Origin of the sequence: Streptomyces sp. NPDC051740, from assembly GCF_044453165.1 — a bacterium.
Classification (GTDB): domain Bacteria; phylum Actinomycetota; class Actinomycetes; order Streptomycetales; family Streptomycetaceae; genus Streptomyces; species Streptomyces atrovirens.
This window is the reverse complement of record NZ_JBITCL010000015.1, coordinates 146346-168672: the sequence shown is the minus strand read 5'-3', so window position 1 is coordinate 168672 and position 22327 is coordinate 146346. Positions and strand designations below refer to the sequence as shown.

Sequence of the window (22327 nt, the reverse complement as noted above, 5' to 3'; positions counted from 1 at the left end):
GGGTGCCGTCGCGCCCACCCGTGCCGCCCTGCGGCACGACTGCCCGCGGGAACGCCATAGCTGCTGGGCGCGCCGACCCGCCGCGGCTGCGGGCAATCGTGCCGCTGGGGCGGCACGGGTGGGCGCCGGGCACCTCGCGTACGCGGGCAAGTGGAGCCCACCTCCGCCCAGCGGTGGCGCCGGGCACCTCGCGTACGCGGGCAAGTGGAGCCCACCTCCGCCCAGCGGCACGCGGCAAGCGTCACGGCGTGCTTCGCGGCCGCGCCCGCCGCCCCAGCAACTCCGCCAGCCCCCGCCGGGTGGCGGCCAGCACCACCCGGTCCTCGGCACGCAGCACATACGTGTCAGGGAGGTCCCACACCAGCCCCGCCCCCGGCGGCACCCCCGCACCGTCCCCCGACCCCGCCGTGTCCAACGCCAGCACCCGCCAGGCCCCCGCCCGAAACGCCTCCCCCACCGTCCGCCCCTCCAACTGCGCGTACCCGCCCACGACCACCGCCGCGAACAGCAGCACCCGCCGCTCCACCGGTATCGCCCCCAGGATCTGCCGCCCCATCATCGCCCCGGCGAAAGCCGGCGCCGCCAGATGCGACACACTCCGGCTCCGCGTCAGCGCCGACGGATGCGCGGTCCGCAACGTCCGGTACACCGCCTTCGCGAAGTCGTCGTCGTACAGCCGCAGCACCGCCCGCAGATCGGGCCGTACGGACCGCGCGTACAGCACCGCCTCCAGATTCGTCGTATCCGCACTGGTCAGTGCCAGCAACGCATCCGCACGGTGGATCTTCGCGGCCTCCAGCACCCCCTCCTGAGTGACGTCCCCCAGCACCACCGGCACCCGTAGCCGCCGCGCCACGGCCATCCCCCGCGCCTCCGGATCGGCCTCGACGCACACCACCGGAATGTGCAGCTCCCGCAGCCGCGTCAGCACCCGCGTCCCGATCTTGCCCAGCCCGAGCAGCACCACGTGCCCGCCCAGCCCGCGCGGCGGCTTCCGCAGCGTCGACGCCGTGCGGAACGTCCCCAGCGCCTCCAGCACCGCCGCCAGCAGTACCGGCAGCAGCAGCAACCCCACGACCATGGACAGCAGTTGCAGCACCTGCCGCCCGGTGGACTGGTGGTGCGCGGGCTCGTTGATCGCGAAGAGGTCGAGCAGGGTGACGTACGTGGCGTGCAGCGGATTGTCCTGTGTCACCACCGTCAGCGCGACGGCGAGCGCGACCACCGCCGCCACCAGCCCCGCCAGCGACCACCGCAGTCGCCGCGAGAACAGCGAGGCGAACGGCGGACCGCCCCGCCCGGCGGACAACGGCGCTCCGGAGTAGGACAGTTGCTCCAGCACCACCGTCCCCCGCCCGGTCGCCGCCGCCACCGCCGCCGCGTCGGGCAGCAGCCGCGGCCCCTGCTCGCCACTGTCCTCCGAACCCTCGTCCCCGGCAGGGTCGTTGCTGGTCGCGGAGAGCAGCGCGAGGGTGCACAGTCCCGGATCGGCCACCTCGCCCGGCCCCGGAGGCCGGCGCTCCACCGCCCGCAGCAGCAGCCCCTCCGCGTCGACGACCTTGCTGGTACCGACGAGCGCGGTGGCGACCAGCGCGGGCGCGGCCGTGTCGGCGTCGGACAGCACGGTCGTGGCGATGTCGGCCCCACCGGCCCCACCGGACCCGCCACGTCCTGCCGCGCCGCCACCGCCACCTCCCGCCAACTCGGCTGCCTGATCGAGGAGTTCCTCGATGTGCTGTCCCAGCCGCCGGTTGTAGAGCCGCAGGACGAGCCGCAGCCGGGGGTTGAGCCGGCGGGCGGTCAGGGCGGCACGGATGTTGGTCTCGTCGTCGTCGTACACCAGCGCCAGTGCGGCGGCGCGTTCCACCCCGGCCCCGGCGAGCACGGCCTCGGTCGGCTCGGCGGCCTCCACGACCCGTTCACCGGGCGCCAAGGTGTCGTCGGACCCGCCGTTGCCCCGGTTGACGGCGGTCACGACCCGGTCGAGCAGGGCGGCGGAGGCCGCGCGGGCCCGTCCCGCCATCGGCTGCCGGCCGCCGCGCCCGGACGGCGGTACGACGAGGGTCACCTGCTCGCGGTACACACCGCGCAGTTCGGCGGCGAGCCGGTGCGCCAGCCCGTCGTCGCCGCACACCACCATGTGCGCCGACGGGTCGCCGGGCAGGGCCGGGTTGGGAAGGAGGCTCACCACAGGGGAAGAGACTGCCTCATGGTGACGGGTGGTTCCAGGCCCTCCCCTTCCCGGTCCCGCAGGACCCGTACGACGGGGCGTGGAGCGGCCAGGGCGGCAGTCGGCTAGGACTGGTACGGCTGCTGCTGCGACTGCTGCCCGTGGCCCTGCCCGCCGCCGATCGCCTGCGCCTGGAGCTGCTCGGCCTGCTCCTTGGTCACCTTCTGCTCCGCGCCGCAGAAGGTGCACTGCGTCGTGTACTTCGTCGAGACCGGGAACAGCGGGACGAAGAACAGGGTGAACTTGGTGACCCGCTTCCTGAGCGTGTGCGCGGCGGGGTTCCCGCACTGCGCGCACACCAGCGTCAGTATCGCCAGCTGGTACAGGTACCCCTTGGTGCCAAAAATGATCATGTCGTCGATCCTTCCCGGGGCTCGGCCCCCCGAACCACCACACCAGACGGTGACCACGGTCGGCAACGTGACCGGCCACAACACTGCCGCACCCCGCACAAGCGCGCCGGCCCCCGGTTCGTGGAGTGGGCGGCCCCCGAGGAGGTGGGGGAGGGCGCGGGCGCCTAGGGTGGACGCCGTACACCGGGGCCGGTCCGTACTCGTCCGCACCGGTCCGTACCGGTCGGCACGAGAGGGGATGGTGGAGATCACCGGGCAGGCCGACGCCGTCCACCGGACCCGCACCCCCCTGAGCAGGGCGCGGGTGCTGTCCGCCGCCGTCGCCCTGGCCGACGAGGGCGGGGTCGACGCGCTCAGCATGCGGAAGCTGGCGCAGGTGCTCGGTGTCGTACCCATGGCGCTGTACAAGCACGTGGCCAACAAGAACGAGCTGCTGGACGGCATGATCGACGTCCTCGTCGGTGAGATCGACCCACCGGTCGCGGACGCCGACTGGAAGACCGCCGTCCGGCTGCGGGTGCTCTCCGCCCGCCGGATGCTGCTGCGTCACCCGTGGGCGTCCGGGGTCATCGAGGCGCGGCTGAAGGCGCGGGCCGCGCCGACCCCCGTGGTGATGGCGTACCTGGACTCGATGATCGGGATCTTCCGGGCCGGGGGCTTCCCGCTCGACCTGGTCCACCACGCGATGCACGTCATGGGCAGCCGGCTGCTGGGCTTCTCCCAGGAACTGTTCGAGGACGGCGCCGGCCGTGAGCCGGACCCGGACGCGCTGCCGCCCGAGGAGATGGCCGCGCGCTACCCCCACATCACCGAACTGGCCATGGCGGTCGCCCACGACGAGGAGTCCGTGGTCGGCGCGGGCTGCGACGACCAGTACGAGTTCGAGTTCGCCCTGGATCTGACGCTGGACGGTCTGGCCCGGCTGCTGCCCTGACATCCTTCCCGGCCCTTGTCAGGTGTACGGCGTACACCCATGATGGTGGGTGTACGCCGTACACCCATGAGGGGGAGATCCGGATGAAGGCGATCGTCCAGGACCGCTTCGGCCCGCCGGACGTCCTGAAAGTGGCAGACGTCGACCGCCCCGGGCCGGGGGCCGGCCAGGTGCTGGTGCGGGTGCGCGCCGCCGCGCTCAACCCGTACGACTGGCACATGCTGCGCGGCGACCCGTACGCGGCCCGGCTGACCCGGGACGTGGGGCTGACCCGTCCGAAGTCGCGCGTGGCCGGGATCGACGCGGCCGGACGCGTCGAGGCGGTCGGCGCCGGCGTGCGGGGGCTGAGGCCCGGCGACGAGGTGCTGGGCTTCTGCCCGGGGGCCTTCGCCGAGTACGCGTGCACCACCGAGGACCTCCTGGTCCCCAAACCCGCGGACCTGACCTTCGAGCAGGCCGCGGCCGTATCGATGGGGGCGGTGACGGCCCTGCGCGGCATCCGGACCGTGGGGCGGGTGCGGGCGGGGCAGCGGGTGCTGGTCAACGGGGCCGGCGGCGGCGTGGGCACGTTCGCCGTGCAGATCGCCGCGTCCCTCGGCGCCGAGGTCACCGGCGTGTGCAGCGCCCGCAGCACCGACCTGGTGCGCTCACTGGGCGCCGGGCACGTCATCGACTACGCGCGCGAGGACTTCACCGACGGCCGCGCACGCTACGACGTCATCCTGGACAACGTGGGCAACCACCCGCTGGGCCGGCTGCGCCGGGCGCTCACCCCGACGGGGACCCTGGTGGGCAACGGCGGCGGCTCACCCGGCCGTGTGTTCGGCGCGATGGGGGCCGTGCTGAAACTCCTCGCGGTCGACACGGTCGTCCGGCAGCGGCTCCGGGTGATCCTCCCGGCGGCCCCGGCCGGCCCGACCCACGAGGACCTGCTCGCCGTCACCGCGCTCATCGAGTCCGGCCGCCTCGCGCCGGTGGTCGACCGGACGTACCCGCTGGCCGAGGCGGCCGAGGGGGTGCGCCATGTGGAAGGGGGGCGCGCCCGCGGCAAGACCGTACTCACCGTTCCCTGAGGGCCGGGGTCCGACGTCCGGGAGGAAGCCGGACCCTGTGGCGGGAATCTTCACGGAAGTGGCGTTCGTGGTGGAAAGGCGCATTCCGCCAAAGCGGTTATGGCGGAGTGGTCGGTCAATAGAGTCCGAGTGTGCCTGCTTATGAAACTCCCGTTCGCTTTTCCGTGCTGGGTCCGGTTCGGGCGTGGCGCGGTGAACAGGAGCTGGACCTCGGATCGCCGCAGCAGCGCGTGGTGCTCGCGACGCTGCTGCTGGGCCGGGGGCGCCCGGTCGCCCTCGCCGAACTCATCCGTGCCGTCTGGGGCGAGGAGCCCCCGACGGCCGCCGTGTCCGTCCTGCGGACCTATGCGTCGCGCCTGCGCAAGGTTCTGGAACCCGGACGGGAGCCGGGCCGGCCGCCCGCACTGCTCGTCTCGGTCGGCGACGGCTACGTGATCCGGGTCCCGGAGGACTCCCTGGACCTCACCGTGTTCGAACAGCGGGTCGCGGAGGCGAAGAGACGGCACGCCGCCGGCGAACTGTCCGCCGCCGGTGAACTGCTGCACACGGCGCTCGGCGCATGGCAGGGACCGGCACTGGCGGGCCTCCCCGGCCCGCTGGCGGAGTCGGAGTGCTCATGGCTGGACGAGCAACGGCTCACCGTGCTGGAGACCCGGCTGGACATCGACATCACGCTCGGACGCCATGACACGGTCGTTCCCGAGCTGCTCTCGCTGGCCGCCAGACACCCGCTGCGCGAACAGCTGTGCCGGCTGCTCATGCTGGCGCTGTACCGGTCCGGCCGGCAGGCCGGCGCACTGGAGGCCTACGGCAGGACACGGGACGCCCTGGTGACCGGGCTGGGCATCGAACCGGGCGCACCGCTCAAGGACCTGCACCACCGCATCCTGACGGCCGACCCGTCCCTTCTCCCTGGCCCGACCCCGTTCCCGGCCGCCGGTCCGTTCCCGACTCCGGTGGTCGGCCCTTCCCCGGTCGCCGGTCCGTTCCCGACTCCGGTGGTCGGCCCTTCCCCGGCTGCCGGTCCGTTCCCGACTCCGGTGGTCGGCCCTTCCCCGGCTGCCGGTCCGTTCCCGACTCCGGTGGTCGGCCCTTCCCCGGTCGCCGGTCCGTCCTCGGCTTCCGGACTGTTCCCGTCCCCGTCCTCGTTCCCGGCTTCTGGTCCGTCCTCGTTCCCGGCTTCTGGTCCGTCCTCGGTCTCCGGTCCGTCCTCGGTCTCCGGCCCGACCCCGGCCCCCCGACCGGACCCCCCGGCCGAGCGCGCTTTCCCGGACCCCGTCGAGTACCCGGCCGCCCGTCCGGCGCAACTGCCCGCCGATCTGCCGGCCTTCGTCGGCCGGCACGCGGAACTCCAGCGGATACGCGCCCTGTTGCCCGAGGACGGCAGCCCGCCGGCGACCCTGGTGATCAGTGCGATCGGCGGCATGGGCGGCATCGGCAAGTCCGCCCTGGCCGTGCACTGGGCCCACGAGGTCGCCGACCGCTTCCCCGACGGGCAGCTCTACATCAACCTGCGCGGCTTCGACCCGACCGGCTCGGTCATGACACCCGACGAAGCCGTCCGTGTCTTCCTCGACGCGCTCGGTGTCCCCCCGCAGCGGATCCCCGGCGACTTCGACGCCCAGGTGGCGCTGTACCGCAGCGTCCTCGCGCGGCGGCGGGTACTGGTCCTGCTCGACAACGCCCGCGACACCGAGCAGGTCCGCCCGCTGCTGCCCGGCTCCCCGGGCTCCCTGGTCATCGTCACCAGCCGCAGCCGGCTGTCCGGACTGATCGCCGGGGAAGGGGCGCACCCGCTGACGCTGGACCAGATGACTCCCACCGAGGCGTTCGACCTCCTCGCCGCCCGCCTCGGCACCGACCGGCTGGCGGAGGAGCCGCGGGCGGCCGGCGAGATCATCGCGCGGTGCGGCCGGCTGCCGCTGGCGCTGGCCATCGTCGCCGCCCACGCCGGGGTCCGCCCCGGCTTCCCGCTCAGCGCCATCGCCGAGGAGGTGAGGGAAAGCCACGGCAGCCTCGACGCCTTCGCCGGGGGCGACGACATCACCACCGACGTACGGGCCGTCTTCTCCTGGTCGTACAAGGCGCTGTCCGCCCCGGCCGCCCGGCTGTTCCGCCTGCTGGGCCTGCACTGCGGGCCCGACATCTCCGTACCCGCCGTCGCGGCGCTCGCCGGGCTCCCGCCGCGCGAGGCCCGCGGCCTGCTCGGCGAACTCACCCGCGCCCACCTGCTCACGGAACACTTCCCGGGCCGCTGCGCCCTGCACGACCTGCTGCGCGTCTACGCCGCCGAACGGGCCCGCGCCGAGGAGACGGCACGGGAGCGGGACGCGGCCGTCGAGCGGCTGCTGACCTGGTACCTGCACACCGCCGACGCCACCTACCCGCACATCACCCCCAACCGCCGCCGGATCCCGCTGGAACCGCTGCCGGACGGGTGCCGGCCGCTGGTGTTCACCACGCGCGAGGAGGCCCTGGAGTGGTGCGAGACCGAGCGGCCCAACCTGGTGGGCGCGGTGCACCAGGCCGCCGGGTCCGGGCAGCCGGGCATCGCATGGCGGCTGCCCGCCGTCCTGTGGGGGTTCTTCTACCTCCGCAGCCATACGCACGAATGGCTCGACACCGCCACCACGGGACTGGCCGCCGCCCGCGCCGCCCACGACCGCAAGGGCGAGGCCCAGGCGCTCGCGGACAGGTCGGCGGCGCTGCGCGACTCCGGCAGGCTGGAGGAGGCCATCGGTCCGCTGCGCGAGGCCATGGCCATCTTCCGGGACCTCGGGAACGCGGCGGGCAGGACGGCCACCGTGGCCAACCTGGGCGACGCGTACCTGCAGGCCGGCCACCTCCGCAAGGCCGTCGAGTACACGCGCCGGGGACTGGCCATCGCCCGGGCCACCGGCAACGTGTGGAGCCAGGGCATCGCACTGTCCAACCTGGGCGACGCCTACCAGCGGCTCGGCCGGTTCGACGAGGCCGTCGACTGCCTGGAGCAGGCGCTCTCCATCCTGCGGGCCCACGACAACCGCTGGGTCGAGGGCATCACCCTGGACATCCTCGGCACGGTGCACCGCCGGCTCCACCGCTACGACGAGGCGGTCGAGCACTACCACCAGGCGCTCAAGGCCCACCGGGACATCGGCAACCGGTGGGGGGAGGGCCACACCCTGGGCAACCTCGGGGACGCCCAGCTCGGTGCCGGGGAGTCCGAGGCGGCGCGCCGCAGTTGGCTGGAGGCGCTGGCGATCCTCTCGGAGTGCGACCACGCGGACGCCGAGAAGGTCCGCGAGCGACTCGCCCGACTGGACTGAGTCCGCACCGTCCGACACACGTCTCCTTCGGTCAGGACCCGGCCGCGGCAAGGGGGAAAGCAGCGGCCGGGCACCCGTACAACGGGAGGCGGGTGAGGAAGGTTCAACTCCCGGGCCGGAGCGTCACGGAGGGCCGTCCGACGCGGTCCCGGCCACCCCGGTATTTTATGATTAGAGCCGGTGTGGACGCATTTTTCCCATCGGCGTGAACCAATGCGCTCCCGTACTCGTTGGATCCTTCGGATTCCGTCGGACACCACAACGGGCTGTTCGATCAATTCGGTTCAAGGCGGGAGAAAGGAGGCGGGCACCCATGCGCACGGGTACGGGAGGCGTCGTCGGCGGACCCGGTGTCCTGCCGCCACCGCTCCGGGCGTGGGGCGGTCCGTCTCCCGTCGATTCCGCTCCGCCCGTGTGAGGAGGGCAGCAGCAGCCATGGTCCGCTTCGAAGTGCACATCTCCGACGAGGGGTTCGCCGGCATCGACGGGGAGCCCCTCGTCCTCGACGCGGGCCGGTCCGTGCACGAGGCCGTGCTGGACCGGCTGCGGCAGTACGCGGAGCAGCGGGGCGCCCCGGTCGAGGCGACAGTGAACGACGGGCCCGGCACCACCCACTTCGTCCTCCAGGTCGCCCCGGACGGCTCCAGCCGAGTCGTCATCCCCACGGACCCGGCCTCGGCACCAGCACCGGAATCGGACCCGGCCTCGGCGCCAGCACCGGAATCGGACCCGGCCTCGGCGCCAGCACCGGAATCGGACCCGGCCCCCGACCCCGACCCCGACCCCGACCCCGACCCCGACCCCGACCCCGTCTCGGCCCGGCCCACCACCGGAGCGCCGCCCTCCGCTCCGCTGCCGGCCGACCTGGTCGAAACCGTCACCCGTATCAACGCGTTGACGTCCGACGGCCGGCTCGACGAGGCGTCCGCCGCCGCGACCGCGCTCCGCGAGAACCTGACGGCCTCCCTGGGCGCCGAGCACCCGGACACCCTGGAGGCGCGGGCGATGGAGGCGTATCTGGCCCATCTGCGCGGTGACCACCGCGAGGCCACGGTGCTGGCCCTGGACGTGGCCCGGACCATGTGCCGGACCGGCGACGCGCAGGCCCCCGCGGCGGTGGCGCGGGCGGCCGCCGCCTGGCGACGGCTGGACGACGACCGGACCGCTGTCACCCACGGACGCGAACTCCTGCGCCTGTGCGACAGCCTGCACGGCGCGGGCCTGCTGCCTCCCGACCACGCCGACCTGGCCCGCCGGGTCCGCAGACGGCTGGAGAAACTGACGTCCCGATGTACGGGGCCGTCAACCGCACGTCAAACGAATGTGGAACGTTCCCGGTAAGACTCCGTCCCACGGCGGCTCCGGCCCGCGGTCCCCCATGACCGGGCCCGGACACCCCCAAGGAGCGGGAGCACACCATGAACGTGACGGTCATCGGATCGGCGAACGCGCCCTCCCCCGAGGAGCGGGCGATGCGTGACCTCTACGTGGAACACGGCCCGGCGCTCTACGCGTACGTTCTGCGCATGCTGGGCGGCGACACGCACCGCACGGAGGACGTCGTCCAGGAGACGTTGCTGCGCTGCTGGGCCAAGCGGAACCTGGCCGACGACGAGGGCATGGCCGTACGCCCCTGGATGTTCCGCGTCGCCCGCAACATCGTGATCGACGCGCACCGTATGCGCACGGCCCGGCCGGCGGAGATCGGCGGCGTCACCTGGCTCGCCGAACTGGGCGCCGAGGCGGACGACGTCGACCGCGTGCTGTCGTCCATCGTCCTGCGCGACGCCCTGGGTGCCCTGACCCCCGTCCACCGCGAGGCCCTGGAGGCCACCTTCTTCGCCGACCGCAGCACCCAGCAGGCGGCCACCACCCTCGGCGTCCCCCAGGGCACGGTGAAGTCCCGCGTCCACTACGCCCTGCGCAGCCTCAGAACGGTCCTGGAGGAACGCGGGGCACGCTGAGCGGGCCGGCCGCGGTGTCCACCCGCGGTCACATGAACGGCTGACAGGTTCTTCAAGAGTTCTTCATCGGTGCCGTCCTACGGTCGGTCTGCCCGCCGCGTCCGCGGACGGGCTCGGCAGGAGAGCGGGAGAACCGGTGAGGGCGAATCGGGTACTGCTGGCCGTGGCGGCCTCGGTCGTGGCGCTGGCGTTGACCGGCTGCGGGGGCGACGAGGGCGACTCGGAGATCCCGACGGCCGCGAGCGGCGGCGCGGCCACGCCGTCCGCCGGCTCGGACGGGCAGGGCGGCGGGGACGACGTGGCCGCCTATGTGCAGGCACAGCGCGAGTACGTGAAGTGCCTGCGGGAGAACGGTGTCGACGCCCCGGACCCGGACGAGAAGGGGAACATCGACTTCGGCGACAACCTGGACCTGAAGAAGGACGCGAAGTTCCGGGCGGCCACGGAGAAGTGCGCCGAGTACCTGGCGGCCGTGCCCGAGGGCATCGAGAAGGGCAACCAGTCCAAGCTCACCGCCGAGCAGATCAAGGTGAAGCAGCAGTACGCGAAGTGCATGCAGGAGAACGGCGCCGCCGACTTCCCCGACCCGGGCCCCGACGGCCTCGGACAGGGCGACTGGGACCAGAGCTCCGCCGGTGCGAAGCGGGCCATCCGGATCTGCGGGCCGATCGTGGGCGTTCCGGAGAACCCGGGCCCCGGCAAGGGCTGACCGTGGCGGATACGGTGACACGGATCGATGACGAGTCCGAGGCGGTGTCCGAACCGCCACGCGGCGCACGGGGACGGCGTACGGCGCTGATCGCCCTGGCCGTGGTCGTCGTGGCGGCGGTCGCCGTGGTGGGCGCCCTGGGCCTCGGCGGTGGTGAGGACGAGAGCGCGGGCGCACCGCCCCGGACCGGTTCGCTGGTCGAGGTGGTCCGGGCCACGCTGACCGAACGCACCCAGGTGGACGGCCAGTTGGGGTACGGCACGGAGATACCCCTGCCGGTCAAGGCGACCGGGACCGTGACCGGGCTGCCCGAGGCGGGGACCACGGTGAAGCGCGGCGACACACTGCTGCGTGTCGACGACCGCCCGGTGGTGCTGCTGTACGGGTCGCTGCCCATGTACCGGGACCTGGGGCTGACCGCCACCGCGCCCGAGGCCGACACCGCGTCCGGCGGTGGGACCGCGTCCGGCGGTGGGACCGCGTCCGGCGGTGGGACCGCGCCCGGGGCCGGCACCACGGCTTCCGGCGAGGGCAAGACGGACGGCGGGACCGGCGGCGGCGCCGCGAGCCCCTCCGCTCAGCCGGCGCCGACGGGCACCGGGGCCGCCGCGGTGACGGAACTCAAGGGCATGGACGTCCTGCAGTTCGAGACGAACCTGGCCGCGCTCGGCTACACCGGCTTCACGGTGGACGAGAGGTTCACCGACAAGACGGCGGACGCCGTCGAGCGGTGGCAGAAGTCGCTCGGGATACCCGAGACCGGCAGGGTCGGCATCGGGGACGTCATCTACTCCGCCGGCAGGGTGCGGATCGGCCGGCCGGGCGTCCGGCTGGGCGAGGCCGTCGCCGAGAACGCCCTCACGTACACCGGAACGGCGCGCAAGGTCGTCGTCAACGCCTCGGCCGCCGACGCCTCCTGGGCCGTACGCGGCGCGGCCGTCCGGGTCGGGCTGCCCGACGGCAGGACCGTACGGGGCGAGGTGGCGTCGGTGGGCAGACAGGCCACCGCCCCCGAGGGCGGTTCCGGCGAGGACGGTTCGGGGCAGGGCGGGGCGACCCTGCCGGTGACCGTCACCATCGAGGACCAGAAGTCCGTGGGGCGGCTGGAGAGCGGCCCCGTCACCGTCGAGTACGTCGGCCGCGAGGCCAAGGACGTGCTGACCGTGCCGGTCGCCGCGCTGGTGGCGCTCGCGGAGGGCGGGCACGGGCTGGAGACGGCGGACGGCGGCTTCATCGCCGTGAAGACCGGACTGTTCGCCGACGGCAAGGTGGAAGTGAGCGGTTCCGCGGTGCGCGCGGGACTGAAGGTGAGGATTCCCGAATGAGCGGCGGAGACCGGGCCGTCGTCGAGTTCGACGCCGTCTCGAAGACCTACCCGGGCCCGGTGGCCGCGGTCCGGGACGTGAGTCTGCGGATCGGACGCGGGGAACTGGTCGGGGTGGTCGGCCCGTCCGGCTCCGGCAAGTCCAGCATGCTCAACCTCATGGGCAGCCTGGACCGGCCCACGTCGGGCCGGGTCCTGGTCGACGGCCACGACGTGGCGGAACTGTCCGACCGCGAGGTCTCCGCGCTGCGGGCCACCCGGATCGGCTTCGTCTTCCAGCAGTTCCACCTCGCGGTCGGGGTACCGGTCCTGGACTCGGTGGCGGACGGACTGCTCTACGCGGGCGTCCCGATGCGGCGGCGCCGGGCCAGGGCCGCGGCGGCGCTGGCCCGGGTCGGGCTCAGCCACCGCGTCCGGCACCTGCCTCACCAGCTCTCCGGCGGTGAGCGGCAGCGGGTCGCCGTGGCCCGTGCCGTGGTCGGTGAACCCTCGGTGCTGCTCGCGGACGAGCCGACCGGCAACCTCGACTCCGCGTCGGGCGCGGCCGTACTCGCCCTGCTGCGCGAACTGCACGCGGCCGGCACCACCGTCGTGGTCATCACGCACGACCGCGAGATAGCCGCGCAGCTCCCGCGACGCATCGAGATGCGCGACGGACGCGTGGTCACCGACACGTCGGCCCATACGTCGACCGACGTGTCGACCGGTCCGTCGACCGGTCCGTCGACCGGCCCGTCGATCGGGGTGACCCGATGACGGACAGCACCCCCGGCTCCTCCCGGCGGGACCCGGGTGACCGGCTGCGGGCCGCCCGGCTCGGGCCCGCGGACGTCGTACGGCTCGGCGGTACGGGGCTGCGGACGCGTCCGCTGAGGGTCTTCCTCTCGGCGCTCGGCATCGCCATCGGCGTCGCCGCGATGATCGCGGTGGTCGGCATCTCCGGCTCCGGGCAGGCGGAGGTGGACCGGCGGCTCGACGCCCTCGGCACGAATCTGCTGCGGGTGGCCCCGGGCGAGTCCCTGACGGGCGAGAAGGCCCGACTGCCGTACGAGGCCGTCTCGATGGTCCGTCGTATCCCGCCGGTGCGGCAGGTGGCCGCCACCGGCGCGACCGACGCGCACGTCTACCGCAACGACCACATCGCCATCGGCCGGACCGGCTCCCTGACCGTGCTCGCGGCCGGCACCGATCTCCTGCCGGCCGTCGGCGGGCAGGTCCGCAGGGGACGCTGGCTGGACTCCGCGACCGACGAGTACCCGGCGGTGGTGCTCGGCGCCACCGCCGCCCAACGGCTCGACGTGTACACGCCTGGCACCCGGGTCTGGCTCGGCGACCGCTGGTTCTCGCTGATCGGTGTCCTCGATCCGGTACCGCTGGCACCGGAACTCGACGGCGCCGCCCTGGTCGGATGGTCGGCGGCCCGGACCTATCTGCGCTTCGACGGCCATCCGTCGACGGTGTACGTCCGCGCGGAGGACAGCCGGGTCGCGGCGGTACGGGCGGTGCTCCCGGCCACGGCGTACCCGCAGAAGCCGGGCGAGGTGCGCATCTCACGGCCCTCCGACGCGCTCGCGGCCCGCGAGGCCACCGAGTCGGCACTGACCGGGCTGCTGCTCGGACTCGGCGGGGTCGCCCTGCTCGTCGGCGGTGTGGGCGTGGGCAACACCATGGTCATCTCGGTACTGGAACGGCGTCCCGAGATCGGTCTGCGGCGCGCGCTCGGGGCGACCAAGGGCCAGATCCGTACGCAGTTCGTGACGGAGTCACTGCTGCTGTCCCTCATCGGGGGCCTCGGCGGAACGGTCCTGGGGACACTGATCACGGCGGGATACGCCCTCAGTCGGGACTGGCCGACGGTGGTCCCGGCGTGGGCGAGCCTGGCGGGCATCGCCTCGACCCTGGCCATCGGCATGATCGCCGGCCTGTACCCGGCGGTCCGCGCGAGCAGGCTGTCCCCGACGGAGGCGCTGTCCGGCACATGAACACCGCCGGGTGTCCCCGGTCGGGGACACCCGGCGGCGGGCGTCACTGCGTGGTGCCCGGTGTGACGAAGGGACCGTCAGAAGCCGCAGTGGACGAAGCTGCCGCCGTCGCTCAGCAGGTCGTCACGGATCCAGCCGGTGACACCGGTGGCGTCGTTTCTGACGTACGTCCAGGTGTAGCCGTCGTTGCCGACGGTGTAGCAGTGGTAGTCCAGCGACTGCGTGTTGTAGGCGACGCCCTTGATGGTGCAGCTGGTGCTGGAACCGCTGCGCTCGTTGGCCCCGTTGGCCGTCTTGCCCCACGAGCTGCCGTCCTTGTCGGAGACGGTCGTGCCGCACGAGGCGTGCGCGGCGGCCGGCGTCGCCAGGGACAGCGGAACCGCCACGGCGACGGCCGCGAGCACGGGCACGAATGCCGCGAGTCGTTTCATGATGTACCCCCTGTGTGTCGTGTTGTGACTGCCGCGTTCGCCCCCGGACGAGGCCGGAGCGGAGGCGGTGGCCTCCGCATCGGCAGGGACGCGAGCGGCCGTATGTACGATCACACCCGAATTAAGGTGAAGAAATGGTTCCGTCGGGTAGTGGCCACTTTTCGCTCATGTGGGGCCCAAAAGCATCAAATTGATAGGAATGAGCCATTCCTGATGAGCGTTGGCCGACGACGCACTCTTGTAATTCCGGAAACGACCGAAGGAGGCACGGTGAGCTTCCGGCTTCGCGTTCTCGGCATGCTCATGCTGGTGGCGCTGGCCGCCACCGCCGCGACCGCATGGCTGACGCTGCGTCAGGCCAACCGCCAGGTCCAGGAGACCGTCACGGCCGGGGAGCAGGAGGTCTCCCGGATCACCGGCGCACTGCGGGCGTACGGGTTCGCGCACGGCACCTGGGAGGGACTGTCGCCCACGGTGGCCGGGCTCGCCCGGGACACCGGCCAGCGCATCCGGGTCGTCACGGAGACGGACGTCCTGCTCGCCGACTCCGACGCCCTCGCCGGCCGCGACCCCCGCCCGCCGAGCAGCCGGCCCGCGGTCCTGGTCGACCCGCGCCCCACCCTGCGGTTCCCGGCGGGCCAGGCACCGCGGACCTCGGTGAAACTCACCGCCACGGCGATCGCCGACTACCGCGCGACGGTGGCGTACGCGGCCTGTCTGACCGGGGCCGGAGCGGAACCGACGGCCACCGCGGACGACATCGGCGTCCCCCGGATCAGCACCGGCCGGCGGCCCGCGCAGTGCCCCGAGCCGAAGCCGGGGGCGAACCCGCCGACCGCGCAGGACGTCGACGCGGTCCAGCCGTGCGGGACCGAGCGGCGGCCCACCGCCTGTCTGCAACGGGCGTTCGGCGAACGGACCGCTTCCGTCGCCCCGCCCCGCCTGGAGATCCGCCTGGGCGTACGCGACGAGTCGCCGCCCACCCTGGCCGCCGCGCCCACCGTGGCCGTCGCGATGGGGGTCGCCCTCGCCGCCGTCCTCGGCGCCCTGCTCCTGAGCAGGGCCGTACTGCGCCCCGTCCGGGCCATGACACTGGCCGCGAAGGGTCTCGGCGAGGGCGACCTGGAACGCAGGGTCCCCGTCTCCGGCCGGGACGAGATCGCCCAGCTCGGCGGCGCCTTCAACCGCATGGCCGACTCCCTCCAGGCGGGCGAGGAGCGCCAGCGCCGCCTCATCGGTGACATCGCGCACGAACTGCGCACCCCGCTGGCCAATCTGCGCGGCTATCTGGAGGCACTGCGGGACGACGTCGTCGAACCGACCCCCGAACTGCTCGCCTCCCTGCACGAGGAGGCGCTGCTGCAGCAGCGGATCGTGGACGACCTCCAGGACCTCGCACTGGCGGAGGCCGGCGCGCTCACCTACCACCCCACCGAGGTCGATCTGAGGGAGCTGCTGGAGACCGGCCGCACGGCCCACCGCGCCCAGGCCGACGCGGCGGGCGTCACGCTCGAACTGGAGGCGCCCGAACCGGTGTTCGTGACCGCCGACCCTGACCGGTTGCGTCAGGTCGTCGGCAACCTGGTCGGCAACGCGATACGGGCGACCGCGGCGGGCGGCAGCGTGACCCTGGCCCTGACACCCCGGCGCGAACTGGCCGTCGTGGAAGTGCGCGACACCGGCAAGGGGATAGCGGCCAAGGACCTGCCGCACCTCTTCGACCGCTTCTGGCGGGCGGACGCCTCCCGGGGCCGGGCGACCGGCGGAAGCGGCCTGGGCCTGTCCATCGCCCGCCAGATCGTCACCGACCACCGGGGCACGATCGAGGTGCGCAGCACCGTCGGGGCGGGCACGACGTTCACCGTCGTCCTGCCCATGGCCCCGGGCGGTGGACGTGCGGACGTCAGGAGGACGCCGGGTCCGGACCGTCGTTGAGGCGGTAACCCCGCCCGTACACCGTCTCCAGATGGCGGGGGCGTCCGGGGTCCGCCTCCAGTTTCCGGCGCAGGTTCATCACATGCGCGTCGACGGTCCGCTCCTGCACGTCGTGGTCGAAACCGAAGACCCGCTCGATGATCTGCGCCCGGGTGAAGACCCTGCCCGGCTCCCGGGCCAGCGCCTCCAGGATGGCGAACTCCTTGGCGGTCAGCACCACGGGCTGCCCCGCCACCCGGACCTCGAAGCGCGCGGTGTCCAGCACCACCGCGCCGACCCGCAGCACCGCGGGCTCCGCCGAGCCGGCGGCCTTCCGCGACCTGCGCAGCAGCGCCCGTACCCGTGCGGTCAGCTCACGGGGGCTGTAGGGCTTGGTGAGGTAGTCGTCGGCGCCCAGGTCGAGGCCGAGGAGCATGTCCTCCTCGGTGGTGCGGGCGGTGAGGAGAAGAATGGGCACATCGGATTCGGCCCGCAGGATGCGGCACACGTCGAGCCCGTCGACCAGCGGCAGCATCACATCGAGCACGATGAGATCGGGTCTGGACGAGCGGGCCTTCTCCAGCGCCGCCCGGCCGTCACCCACGACCTGCACCGCGTTGCCTTCCCGCTCCAGGTAGATCCGGACCAGCCGGGCCTGCTTCTCGTCGTCCTCGGCCACCAGAATCCGAGCGCTCACCGATTCTCCCCCAGCAAGATCCTCCGCTTCCCCGAACGCTAGTACACCCGGCCCGTGCCCGCCCGCGCTCTCCGGCGTCGCGGTGCTTTCTCCGCCGTCGGCCCGCAGGCCCGCAGGCCCGTCGGCCCGCAGGCCCGCAGGCCCGCAGGTCCGCAGGCCCGCCGGCCTGCCCGGCCCCCCCGGCGCCTGGCCGTCCCTGACTTCGGTCACCGCGTACACGGCCCCGGCCCCGACGGGGTGGCGGGCCCTCGCGGACTCAGGCTCCGCCCTCCTGGGCGGCGTCCGGGAGAGCGGCGGTGTCCTCGGCCGGCGGGGCCTCGATGGTCACGGGCCGGTCGATGTCGAGGAAGGTGACGGTCAGGTCGAGCGGCCCGCCACCGGCACCGGCACCGGCACCGCCACCGGTGCCGGTGCCGGTCCGCACGCCGTCGATCCGGGCCTGCCACCGGAACCGTTTGGCGCGGTTGTCGCCGTCGATCCACAGGTCCATGGTGAGGGTGTCGGGGGTGCGCAGCCCCATGAACTGGTCGAGGCATTCGACCAGACGTTCCCGGGTCGCCTCGTCCGGGGCGGCGTCGCGGGCGGCGCGCAGACTCCCGGAGGTGACCGTTCCCCTGTAGTGCGTGGTCCTGGTGCCGTCGACCGTCTCGGTCCCGACCACCCGCACATCCCTGGACCCGGTCAGGAGGGTGGACTGCACGACCGGGCTGCTCTCCAGCTGACGGGGCAGTACGCCGTAGGAGTCGTTGTCCACGGTGAGGCCTCCCCACCCGGCCGGGTCCGCCCTGAACCAACGCTTGCCCCGCACCGCCTTGCCGACGTACATCACCTCGTCGACGAACCGGACCGGCAGCGGGCCGTCCCCGTCCTGGCCGGCCGTGCTCATCTCCGTGCTCATCGCCGGTGGATCCGTCCTCATGAACGCGTCGGCCTCCAGCCGGCCCGTCTCCGGCACGGTCCCGGTGATCCGGTAGTGGAGCGACGTGATGTCCGCGGAGTTCGCCGCCGCCTCGGCCACGGCCGTCGCGGGCGTCACCCCGGACGGCTCCCCCTTCCCGGAACCACTCCCGCCGTCACCTCCGCAGGCTCCCGCTCCCCCGGCGACCAGCACGACGGCGAACGCCGCGCTCATCACTCCGCGCGGCACGGAACCACGCGATGAATTGCCCACAATTCCCCCCGGTGTCAACGCGGTTGACCTTCGTCAGGGCTGTGAGCGTATCCCGGCGTGTGTGCTGCGACCCGCTGGATTCCTACGGGGCACACGCGACAGGAGTGGTGCCGCTGACCGTGTTCCGCAAGGCCGGGACGCGGAAGGAGCCGGAGGCCGATGACTGTCACCGACCACGGATTCGGGCCGGCGGGCGGCGTTCCGGAAGGGGCGGGGCGGCCGGATTCGAACCGACGTCCTCCGAGATGCTGTCGCGGCGCACTACCTCTGTGCTACGACCCCGCCTTGCCGGTGATCATAGACTCCACCCACGGCGACGAACAGGGCGCAACGACCGCCGAGGCCGCCACCAGTACTCCGCACGTCTCCCTCCGGAAGCCCGCTCACCGGACCATGGATTCCCCCTTGCCCCTCGCCGGAGATCCCGGGCGCCGGCCGGCCTCGTCGACTTCTGTGACGTGGTCTGTCGCGTCCCGGATGCCGGCTCGCGCGTGGCGGGAACCGGACCTCACCAGGGGTCAGGCCGAAGCCTCGTCGGCCGGCTGAGGCACGGCGCACGGACGCAGGACCATCAGCGAGTCCTCCGCGGTCGCCACCATGGCGAAGGGGAACCGGTCGAGTTCGAGGCAGAGTGCGACGTCATCGGGGTGGGCTCCTTGGCGTACGCCCTCCGTCAGTTCGGTGGCGGCTCGTGACTCGCCGGCGCGGCGGAGGAACTCGGCCGCGTCCGTCCTCCCGGCCTCGGTGGCCCTCCGGGCGATGTACTCGGCGCACGCCAGGTCCTCATCGGCCCGCCCGTCCTCGCCGGTGACCACGAACGTGACACCGTCGCACTCACGCGCCCGCAAGAACCGAGCCGTTGCCTCCGCGACCACGAAGCCGGCGCACAGCACCAGCGACGCGTCCCTGACCGCGAGGGCGCCGACCGTCCCCGCCGTGGTCTTCTGCACGACGGTCCGTCCGCCGAGGTCGACGGACCGCAGCAGACCGGGCGAGTTGACCATGTCGAACCCGTCCGCCGGCGCACCGTCCTTGAGCGCCACCCAGCCCGGGTGGCGAGCCTTGAGCGCCAGGGCCTCGTCCGGTGACCCGGCAAGAACGATCTTCTCCGCTCCCTGGCCGAAGGCCCAGGCGGCCACCGTACAGGCACGCATGACGTCGACCACGACCGCCACGGACGGGGCTTCGACCAGCTCGGAGATGCCGAGGAAACGAGCGTCCATCCGGCCATGATCACGCATGCCCGACCCGAAGCACCCGGACGGTGACGCGCATCACGCCGACGGACACGGGCTCACCCGCACACGGACGGGCTCCACGGCGCGCAGACGAGACAGGCCCGGGGCCTACTCACGTGAGTAGGCCCCGGGCCTGTTGTTTCTCTGTCGGGGTGGCGGGATTTGAACCCACGACCTCTTCGTCCCGAACGAAGCGCGCTGCCAAGCTGCGCTACACCCCGATCGTCGCTGCTCTCGCGGCGACGACGTTTACTTTAGCCCACTGGGGGCCCGAGGCGAAATCCGGTTTTCGAGCGGTGGCGGACCGGGTCCGGGCGGGTGTGGTCCAGGGCCACGAGGAGGACGGCCAGGGCGTAGAAGGCGAGTCCCAGGAGGAGGGCGTTGGCGAGGACGTTCCGGTAGCCGTGCCGGGCGACGTCGAGGAAGGGGTAGAGGTAGCGGGCGGGGGAGCCGGGGAGGAGTTCGCCCCGGGCCAGGGTGAAGGCCAGGTAGGCCAGGGGGTACAGCAGCCAGGTGGCGGCCTGGCGGAGGCGGGTGCGGGCCGGCGGGGTGAGGAGGAGCCAGTCCAGTAGCGCGGCGATGGGGAGCACCGTGTGCAGGGTGTGGGCGGCGAGCGGCTCCAGCCAGGCCGCCGCCCCGGTGGTTCCGTCCGTCATCGAGAAGCGTGGGGTCGCGTCCGCCAGGAGGATGTGGTGGACCAGGGACGCCATGATCACGTACAGCAGGGCCGCTCCCGTGATCGCGCCCGGCAGGGGGTGGCGAGCGCTCCAGGCGCGGCGGGCCGAGGCGAACGTGACCAGGGCCAGCAGGGCCGCGCTCTGGACCGCGAAGTGACTCAGGACCCGGGCAGGGTCGCCGAGGAGGGTCTCCAGCACCACCGCCCCCGCCGCCAGCAGCGCCAGGAGCAGGCGGTACGCCGCTGTCAGCGGGCGGCGTACCAGGGGTACGACGGCTCTGGCGGGGGCGAAGAGGGCGGCCGACGCCGGATGCGTCCGCGGCAGGGCGGGGATGTCCGGGAGGTCCCTGGGTATCGGGGCGGTCATGCACCCCAGCGTGGGCGGATGTCCGGTTCGGGGCGATGTGGGTGGGCCGGACGGGTGATCTCAGGCCGGGCTGAGGCGGGTGGTCTCAGGCCGGGCTGAGGCGGGTGGTCTCAGGCCGGGCTGAGGCGGGTGGTCTCGGTCCCGACCGGGGGTGGTATCGATCCCGGCCGGGGGTCCCAGCCCGACCGGGGCGAGTGGCCCCAGCCCGGCCGGGGGTGGTCTCGGTCCCGACCGGGGCGGGTGGCCCCAGCCCGGTCGGGACGGGTGGTCTCAGTCCCGGCCGACCAGGGTCAGCAGCGTCGCCTCCGGAGGGCAGGCGAAGCGGACCGGGGTGTAGCGGCTGGTGCCGCAGCCCGCGGAGACGTGGAGGTAGGACGTGCGGCCCTCGGACGTGTGCGTGGACAGGCCCTTCACACGGTCCGTGTCCAGGTCGCAGTTGGTGACCAGGGCGCCGTAGAAGGGGATGCAGAGCTGGCCGCCGTGGGTGTGGCCGGCCAGGACCAGCGGGTAGCCGTCGGCCGTGAAGGCGTCCAGGGCACGCAGGTACGGGGCGTGGACGACGCCCATCGAGAAGTCCGCCCCGTCCGACGGGCCTCCCGAGACCTCCGCGTACCGGTCGCGCTTGATGTGCGGGTCGTCCAGGCCGGTCAGCTCGATCGACGTGCCCTCGATCTTCAGGGTGCCCCTGGTGTTCGTCAGGTTCAGCCAGCCGGCCGTGTCGAAGCCGTCCCGCAGGTCCTCCCACGGGTTGTGGACCACGCCGACCGCCTGGGCGTTGCCGTTCAGGCCGTGGCGGCCCTGGACCTTCTCGACCAGGTAGCGGCCGGGGTTGCGCAGGGTGGGGCCGTAGTAGTCGTTGGAGCCGAAGACGTACGCGCCCGGGAACTCCATCAGGGGGCCGAGTGCGTCGAGGACCTCCGGCACGCCCTCGGGGTCGGACAGGTTGTCGCCCGTGTTGAGCACGAAGTCGGGGCGCAGGCCCGCCAGGGAGCGCAGCCAGCGCTGCTTCTTGCGCTGGCCGCCGACCATGTGGATGTCGGAGACCTGGAGCACGCGCAGGGGGCGCATCCCGGACGGGAGGACGGGGACGGTCACCCGTCGGAGGCGGAAGGAGCGGGCCTCGAAGCCCGCCGCGTACAGCAGCCCGGCGGCGCCGGCCGCCGTGATTCCCAGGGGGATTCCGTATCGCGCGCGCATGGGCCCATCGTGTCAGATCCGACGGGGTCCCTCCGCACGGCCCCGGGGAACCCCCCGGGGGAACAGGGGCCTTAAATCAGTAGGCGTTCGTCGTCGCGCACCTGCGACAATCGAGCCATGACCACGCTCAAGTCGAAGCTGCAGGATGACCTCAACGCCGCGATCAAGGGGCGCGACGAGCTCCGCTCCTCGACGCTCCGGCTGACGCTCGCCGCGATCACCAAGGAGGAGGTCGCGGGCAAGGAGAAGCGCGAGCTCTCCGACGACGAGGTGCAGAAGGTGATCACCCGCGAGGCGAAGAAGCGCCGCGAGGCGGCGGATGCCTTCGCGCAGGGTGGCCGCTCCGAGCAGGCCGAGCGGGAGAAGGCGGAGGGTGAGGTGCTGGCGCAGTACCTGCCCAAGCAGCTGTCCGACGAGGAGCTGAGCGCGATCGTCGCCCAGGCCGTCGAGGAGGCGAAGGCGGCGGGTGCGGAGGGGCCGCGGGCCATGGGGGCCGTGATGAAGATCGTGAACCCGAAGGTGGCCGGGCAGGCGGAGGGCGGCCGGGTCGCCGCCGAGGTGAAGAAGCTGCTGGCCGGCTGACCGACGGTTCCGGCGCCGCGTACGGCGGCTTGAGCGGCGCGCACGGTCCGCCGGGTACGGCGGCTTGAGCGACGGCTTACGGCCTGCTGCGTACGGCCGGCTGGGCAGCGCGTACGGCCCGCTGAGCCCGGCCCCTCGCCTTCCGGTCACGACGTCGAAACGGCCCCTTCCCCGACA

The 22327-nt window shown here is 73.1% G+C and carries 19 protein-coding genes and 2 tRNA genes; 11 read left to right on the top strand and 10 right to left on the bottom strand.

Going from position 1 to position 22327, the window contains the following annotated elements; all coding sequences use genetic code 11:
- Positions 1-241: 241 nt before the first annotated feature.
- Together ACIA6T_RS24700 and ACIA6T_RS24695 are read right to left on the bottom strand one after the other, a co-directional pair.
- Positions 242-2140: an NAD-binding protein gene (locus tag ACIA6T_RS24700; RefSeq protein WP_399448641.1), complete on the bottom strand. Its 1899-nt coding sequence runs from the start codon at positions 2138-2140 to the stop codon at positions 242-244.
- Between the two features lie 155 nt (positions 2141-2295).
- Entirely contained in the window at positions 2296-2583 is a 288-nt protein-coding gene (locus ACIA6T_RS24695; RefSeq protein WP_399448634.1) for a zinc-ribbon domain-containing protein, read from the bottom strand.
- 238 nt (positions 2584-2821) lie between these two features.
- Here ACIA6T_RS24695 and ACIA6T_RS24690 point away from each other — a divergent pair, with 238 nt between their 5' ends.
- The 9 genes from ACIA6T_RS24690 to ACIA6T_RS24650 all read left to right on the top strand — a co-directional run bounded on the left by ACIA6T_RS24690 (position 2822) and on the right by ACIA6T_RS24650 (position 13877).
- Positions 2822-3517: a TetR/AcrR family transcriptional regulator C-terminal domain-containing protein gene (locus ACIA6T_RS24690; RefSeq protein WP_399448633.1), complete on the top strand. Its 696-nt coding sequence runs from the start codon at positions 2822-2824 to the stop codon at positions 3515-3517.
- A gap of 83 nt (positions 3518-3600) precedes the next feature.
- Entirely contained in the window at positions 3601-4590 is a 990-nt protein-coding gene (locus tag ACIA6T_RS24685) for an NAD(P)-dependent alcohol dehydrogenase (protein WP_399448632.1), read from the top strand.
- Positions 4591-4754: 164 nt separating this feature from the next.
- The gene (locus ACIA6T_RS24680) at positions 4755-7898 is read left to right on the top strand and encodes a BTAD domain-containing putative transcriptional regulator (RefSeq protein WP_399448631.1); all 3144 of its coding nucleotides are present in this window, start codon (positions 4755-4757) and stop codon (positions 7896-7898) included.
- A gap of 435 nt (positions 7899-8333) precedes the next feature.
- On the top strand, positions 8334-9239 hold the full coding sequence (locus tag ACIA6T_RS24675) for a hypothetical protein (protein WP_399448630.1): 906 nt from the start codon (positions 8334-8336) through the stop codon (positions 9237-9239).
- Between the two features lie 77 nt (positions 9240-9316).
- Positions 9317-9862: a sigma-70 family RNA polymerase sigma factor gene (locus tag ACIA6T_RS24670; RefSeq protein ID WP_399448629.1), complete on the top strand. Its 546-nt coding sequence runs from the start codon at positions 9317-9319 to the stop codon at positions 9860-9862.
- A gap of 136 nt (positions 9863-9998) precedes the next feature.
- Complete coding sequence (locus ACIA6T_RS24665) at positions 9999-10571, top strand: hypothetical protein (protein WP_399448628.1); 573 nt, start codon at positions 9999-10001, stop codon at positions 10569-10571.
- Between the two features lie 14 nt (positions 10572-10585).
- A complete protein-coding gene (locus tag ACIA6T_RS24660; RefSeq protein ID WP_399448627.1) occupies positions 10586-11896 on the top strand; it encodes a peptidoglycan-binding protein in 1311 nt (436 codons plus the stop codon).
- The gene (locus ACIA6T_RS24655; RefSeq protein WP_399448626.1) at positions 11893-12651 is read left to right on the top strand and encodes an ABC transporter ATP-binding protein; all 759 of its coding nucleotides are present in this window, start codon (positions 11893-11895) and stop codon (positions 12649-12651) included. Before ACIA6T_RS24660 ends, ACIA6T_RS24655 begins: the two co-directional genes overlap by 4 nt.
- The gene (locus ACIA6T_RS24650) at positions 12648-13877 is read left to right on the top strand and encodes an ABC transporter permease (RefSeq protein ID WP_399448625.1); all 1230 of its coding nucleotides are present in this window, start codon (positions 12648-12650) and stop codon (positions 13875-13877) included. Before ACIA6T_RS24655 ends, ACIA6T_RS24650 begins: the two co-directional genes overlap by 4 nt.
- Positions 13878-13954: 77 nt before the next feature.
- On the opposite strand, the gene ACIA6T_RS24645 is transcribed toward ACIA6T_RS24650, so the two are convergent.
- On the bottom strand, positions 13955-14308 hold the full coding sequence (locus ACIA6T_RS24645) for an SH3 domain-containing protein (RefSeq protein WP_385046061.1): 354 nt from the start codon (positions 14306-14308) through the stop codon (positions 13955-13957).
- A 270-nt stretch (positions 14309-14578) separates the two neighbouring features.
- Between ACIA6T_RS24645 and ACIA6T_RS24640 the strand changes: the two genes are divergently transcribed.
- The gene (locus tag ACIA6T_RS24640) at positions 14579-16243 is read left to right on the top strand and encodes an ATP-binding protein (RefSeq protein ID WP_399448624.1); all 1665 of its coding nucleotides are present in this window, start codon (positions 14579-14581) and stop codon (positions 16241-16243) included.
- Here ACIA6T_RS24640 and ACIA6T_RS24635 read toward each other — a convergent pair.
- The 7 genes from ACIA6T_RS24635 to ACIA6T_RS24605 form a co-directional block, all read right to left on the bottom strand.
- Complete coding sequence (locus tag ACIA6T_RS24635; RefSeq protein ID WP_399448623.1) at positions 16212-16919, bottom strand: response regulator transcription factor; 708 nt, start codon at positions 16917-16919, stop codon at positions 16212-16214. The two genes, ACIA6T_RS24640 and ACIA6T_RS24635, sit on opposite strands and share 32 nt — an antisense overlap.
- A gap of 256 nt (positions 16920-17175) precedes the next feature.
- Positions 17176-18066, bottom strand: coding sequence for a hypothetical protein (locus ACIA6T_RS24630; RefSeq protein WP_399448622.1), 891 nt, complete (start codon positions 18064-18066; stop codon positions 17176-17178).
- 233 nt (positions 18067-18299) lie between these two features.
- Positions 18300-18374 (bottom strand) — tRNA-Leu (locus tag ACIA6T_RS24625).
- Between the two features lie 234 nt (positions 18375-18608).
- On the bottom strand, positions 18609-19313 hold the full coding sequence (locus ACIA6T_RS24620) for a 2-phosphosulfolactate phosphatase (RefSeq protein ID WP_399448621.1): 705 nt from the start codon (positions 19311-19313) through the stop codon (positions 18609-18611).
- A 162-nt stretch (positions 19314-19475) separates the two neighbouring features.
- Positions 19476-19549, bottom strand: a tRNA-Pro gene (locus ACIA6T_RS24615).
- 33 nt (positions 19550-19582) lie between these two features.
- Positions 19583-20371, bottom strand: a complete 789-nt coding sequence (locus ACIA6T_RS24610) for a Pr6Pr family membrane protein (protein ID WP_399448620.1) — start codon at positions 20369-20371, stop codon at positions 19583-19585.
- A 270-nt stretch (positions 20372-20641) separates the two neighbouring features.
- Positions 20642-21568 (bottom strand): metallophosphoesterase, encoded by a 927-nt coding sequence (locus tag ACIA6T_RS24605; RefSeq protein WP_385059522.1) that lies wholly within the window; start codon positions 21566-21568, stop codon positions 20642-20644.
- A gap of 117 nt (positions 21569-21685) precedes the next feature.
- Here ACIA6T_RS24605 and ACIA6T_RS24600 point away from each other — a divergent pair, with 117 nt between their 5' ends.
- A complete protein-coding gene (locus tag ACIA6T_RS24600) occupies positions 21686-22150 on the top strand; it encodes a GatB/YqeY domain-containing protein (RefSeq protein ID WP_399448619.1) in 465 nt (154 codons plus the stop codon).
- Positions 22151-22327 lie beyond the last annotated feature (177 nt).

Bases quoted from the DNA above. Each gene is read 5' to 3' on its own strand.
- ACIA6T_RS24695 (WP_399448634.1), bottom strand. From the start codon at position 2,583: ATGATCATTTTTGGCACCAAGGGGTACCTGTACCAGCTGGCGATACTG.
- ACIA6T_RS24610 (WP_399448620.1), bottom strand. From the start codon at position 20,371: ATGACCGCCCCGATACCCAGGGACCTCCCGGACATCCCCGCCCTGCCG.
- ACIA6T_RS24675 (WP_399448630.1), top strand. From the start codon at position 8,334: ATGGTCCGCTTCGAAGTGCACATCTCCGACGAGGGGTTCGCCGGCATC.
- ACIA6T_RS24650 (WP_399448625.1), top strand. From the start codon at position 12,648: ATGACGGACAGCACCCCCGGCTCCTCCCGGCGGGACCCGGGTGACCGG.
- ACIA6T_RS24700 (WP_399448641.1), bottom strand. From the start codon at position 2,140: ATGGTGGTGTGCGGCGACGACGGGCTGGCGCACCGGCTCGCCGCCGAA.
- ACIA6T_RS24645 (WP_385046061.1), bottom strand. From the start codon at position 14,308: ATGAAACGACTCGCGGCATTCGTGCCCGTGCTCGCGGCCGTCGCCGTG.
- ACIA6T_RS24655 (WP_399448626.1), top strand. From the start codon at position 11,893: ATGAGCGGCGGAGACCGGGCCGTCGTCGAGTTCGACGCCGTCTCGAAG.
- ACIA6T_RS24620 (WP_399448621.1), bottom strand. From the start codon at position 19,313: ATGGACGCTCGTTTCCTCGGCATCTCCGAGCTGGTCGAAGCCCCGTCC.
- ACIA6T_RS24605 (WP_385059522.1), bottom strand. From the start codon at position 21,568: ATGCGCGCGCGATACGGAATCCCCCTGGGAATCACGGCGGCCGGCGCC.
- ACIA6T_RS24600 (WP_399448619.1), top strand. From the start codon at position 21,686: ATGACCACGCTCAAGTCGAAGCTGCAGGATGACCTCAACGCCGCGATC.
- ACIA6T_RS24685 (WP_399448632.1), top strand. From the start codon at position 3,601: ATGAAGGCGATCGTCCAGGACCGCTTCGGCCCGCCGGACGTCCTGAAA.
- ACIA6T_RS24670 (WP_399448629.1), top strand. From the start codon at position 9,317: ATGAACGTGACGGTCATCGGATCGGCGAACGCGCCCTCCCCCGAGGAG.
- ACIA6T_RS24690 (WP_399448633.1), top strand. From the start codon at position 2,822: ATGGTGGAGATCACCGGGCAGGCCGACGCCGTCCACCGGACCCGCACC.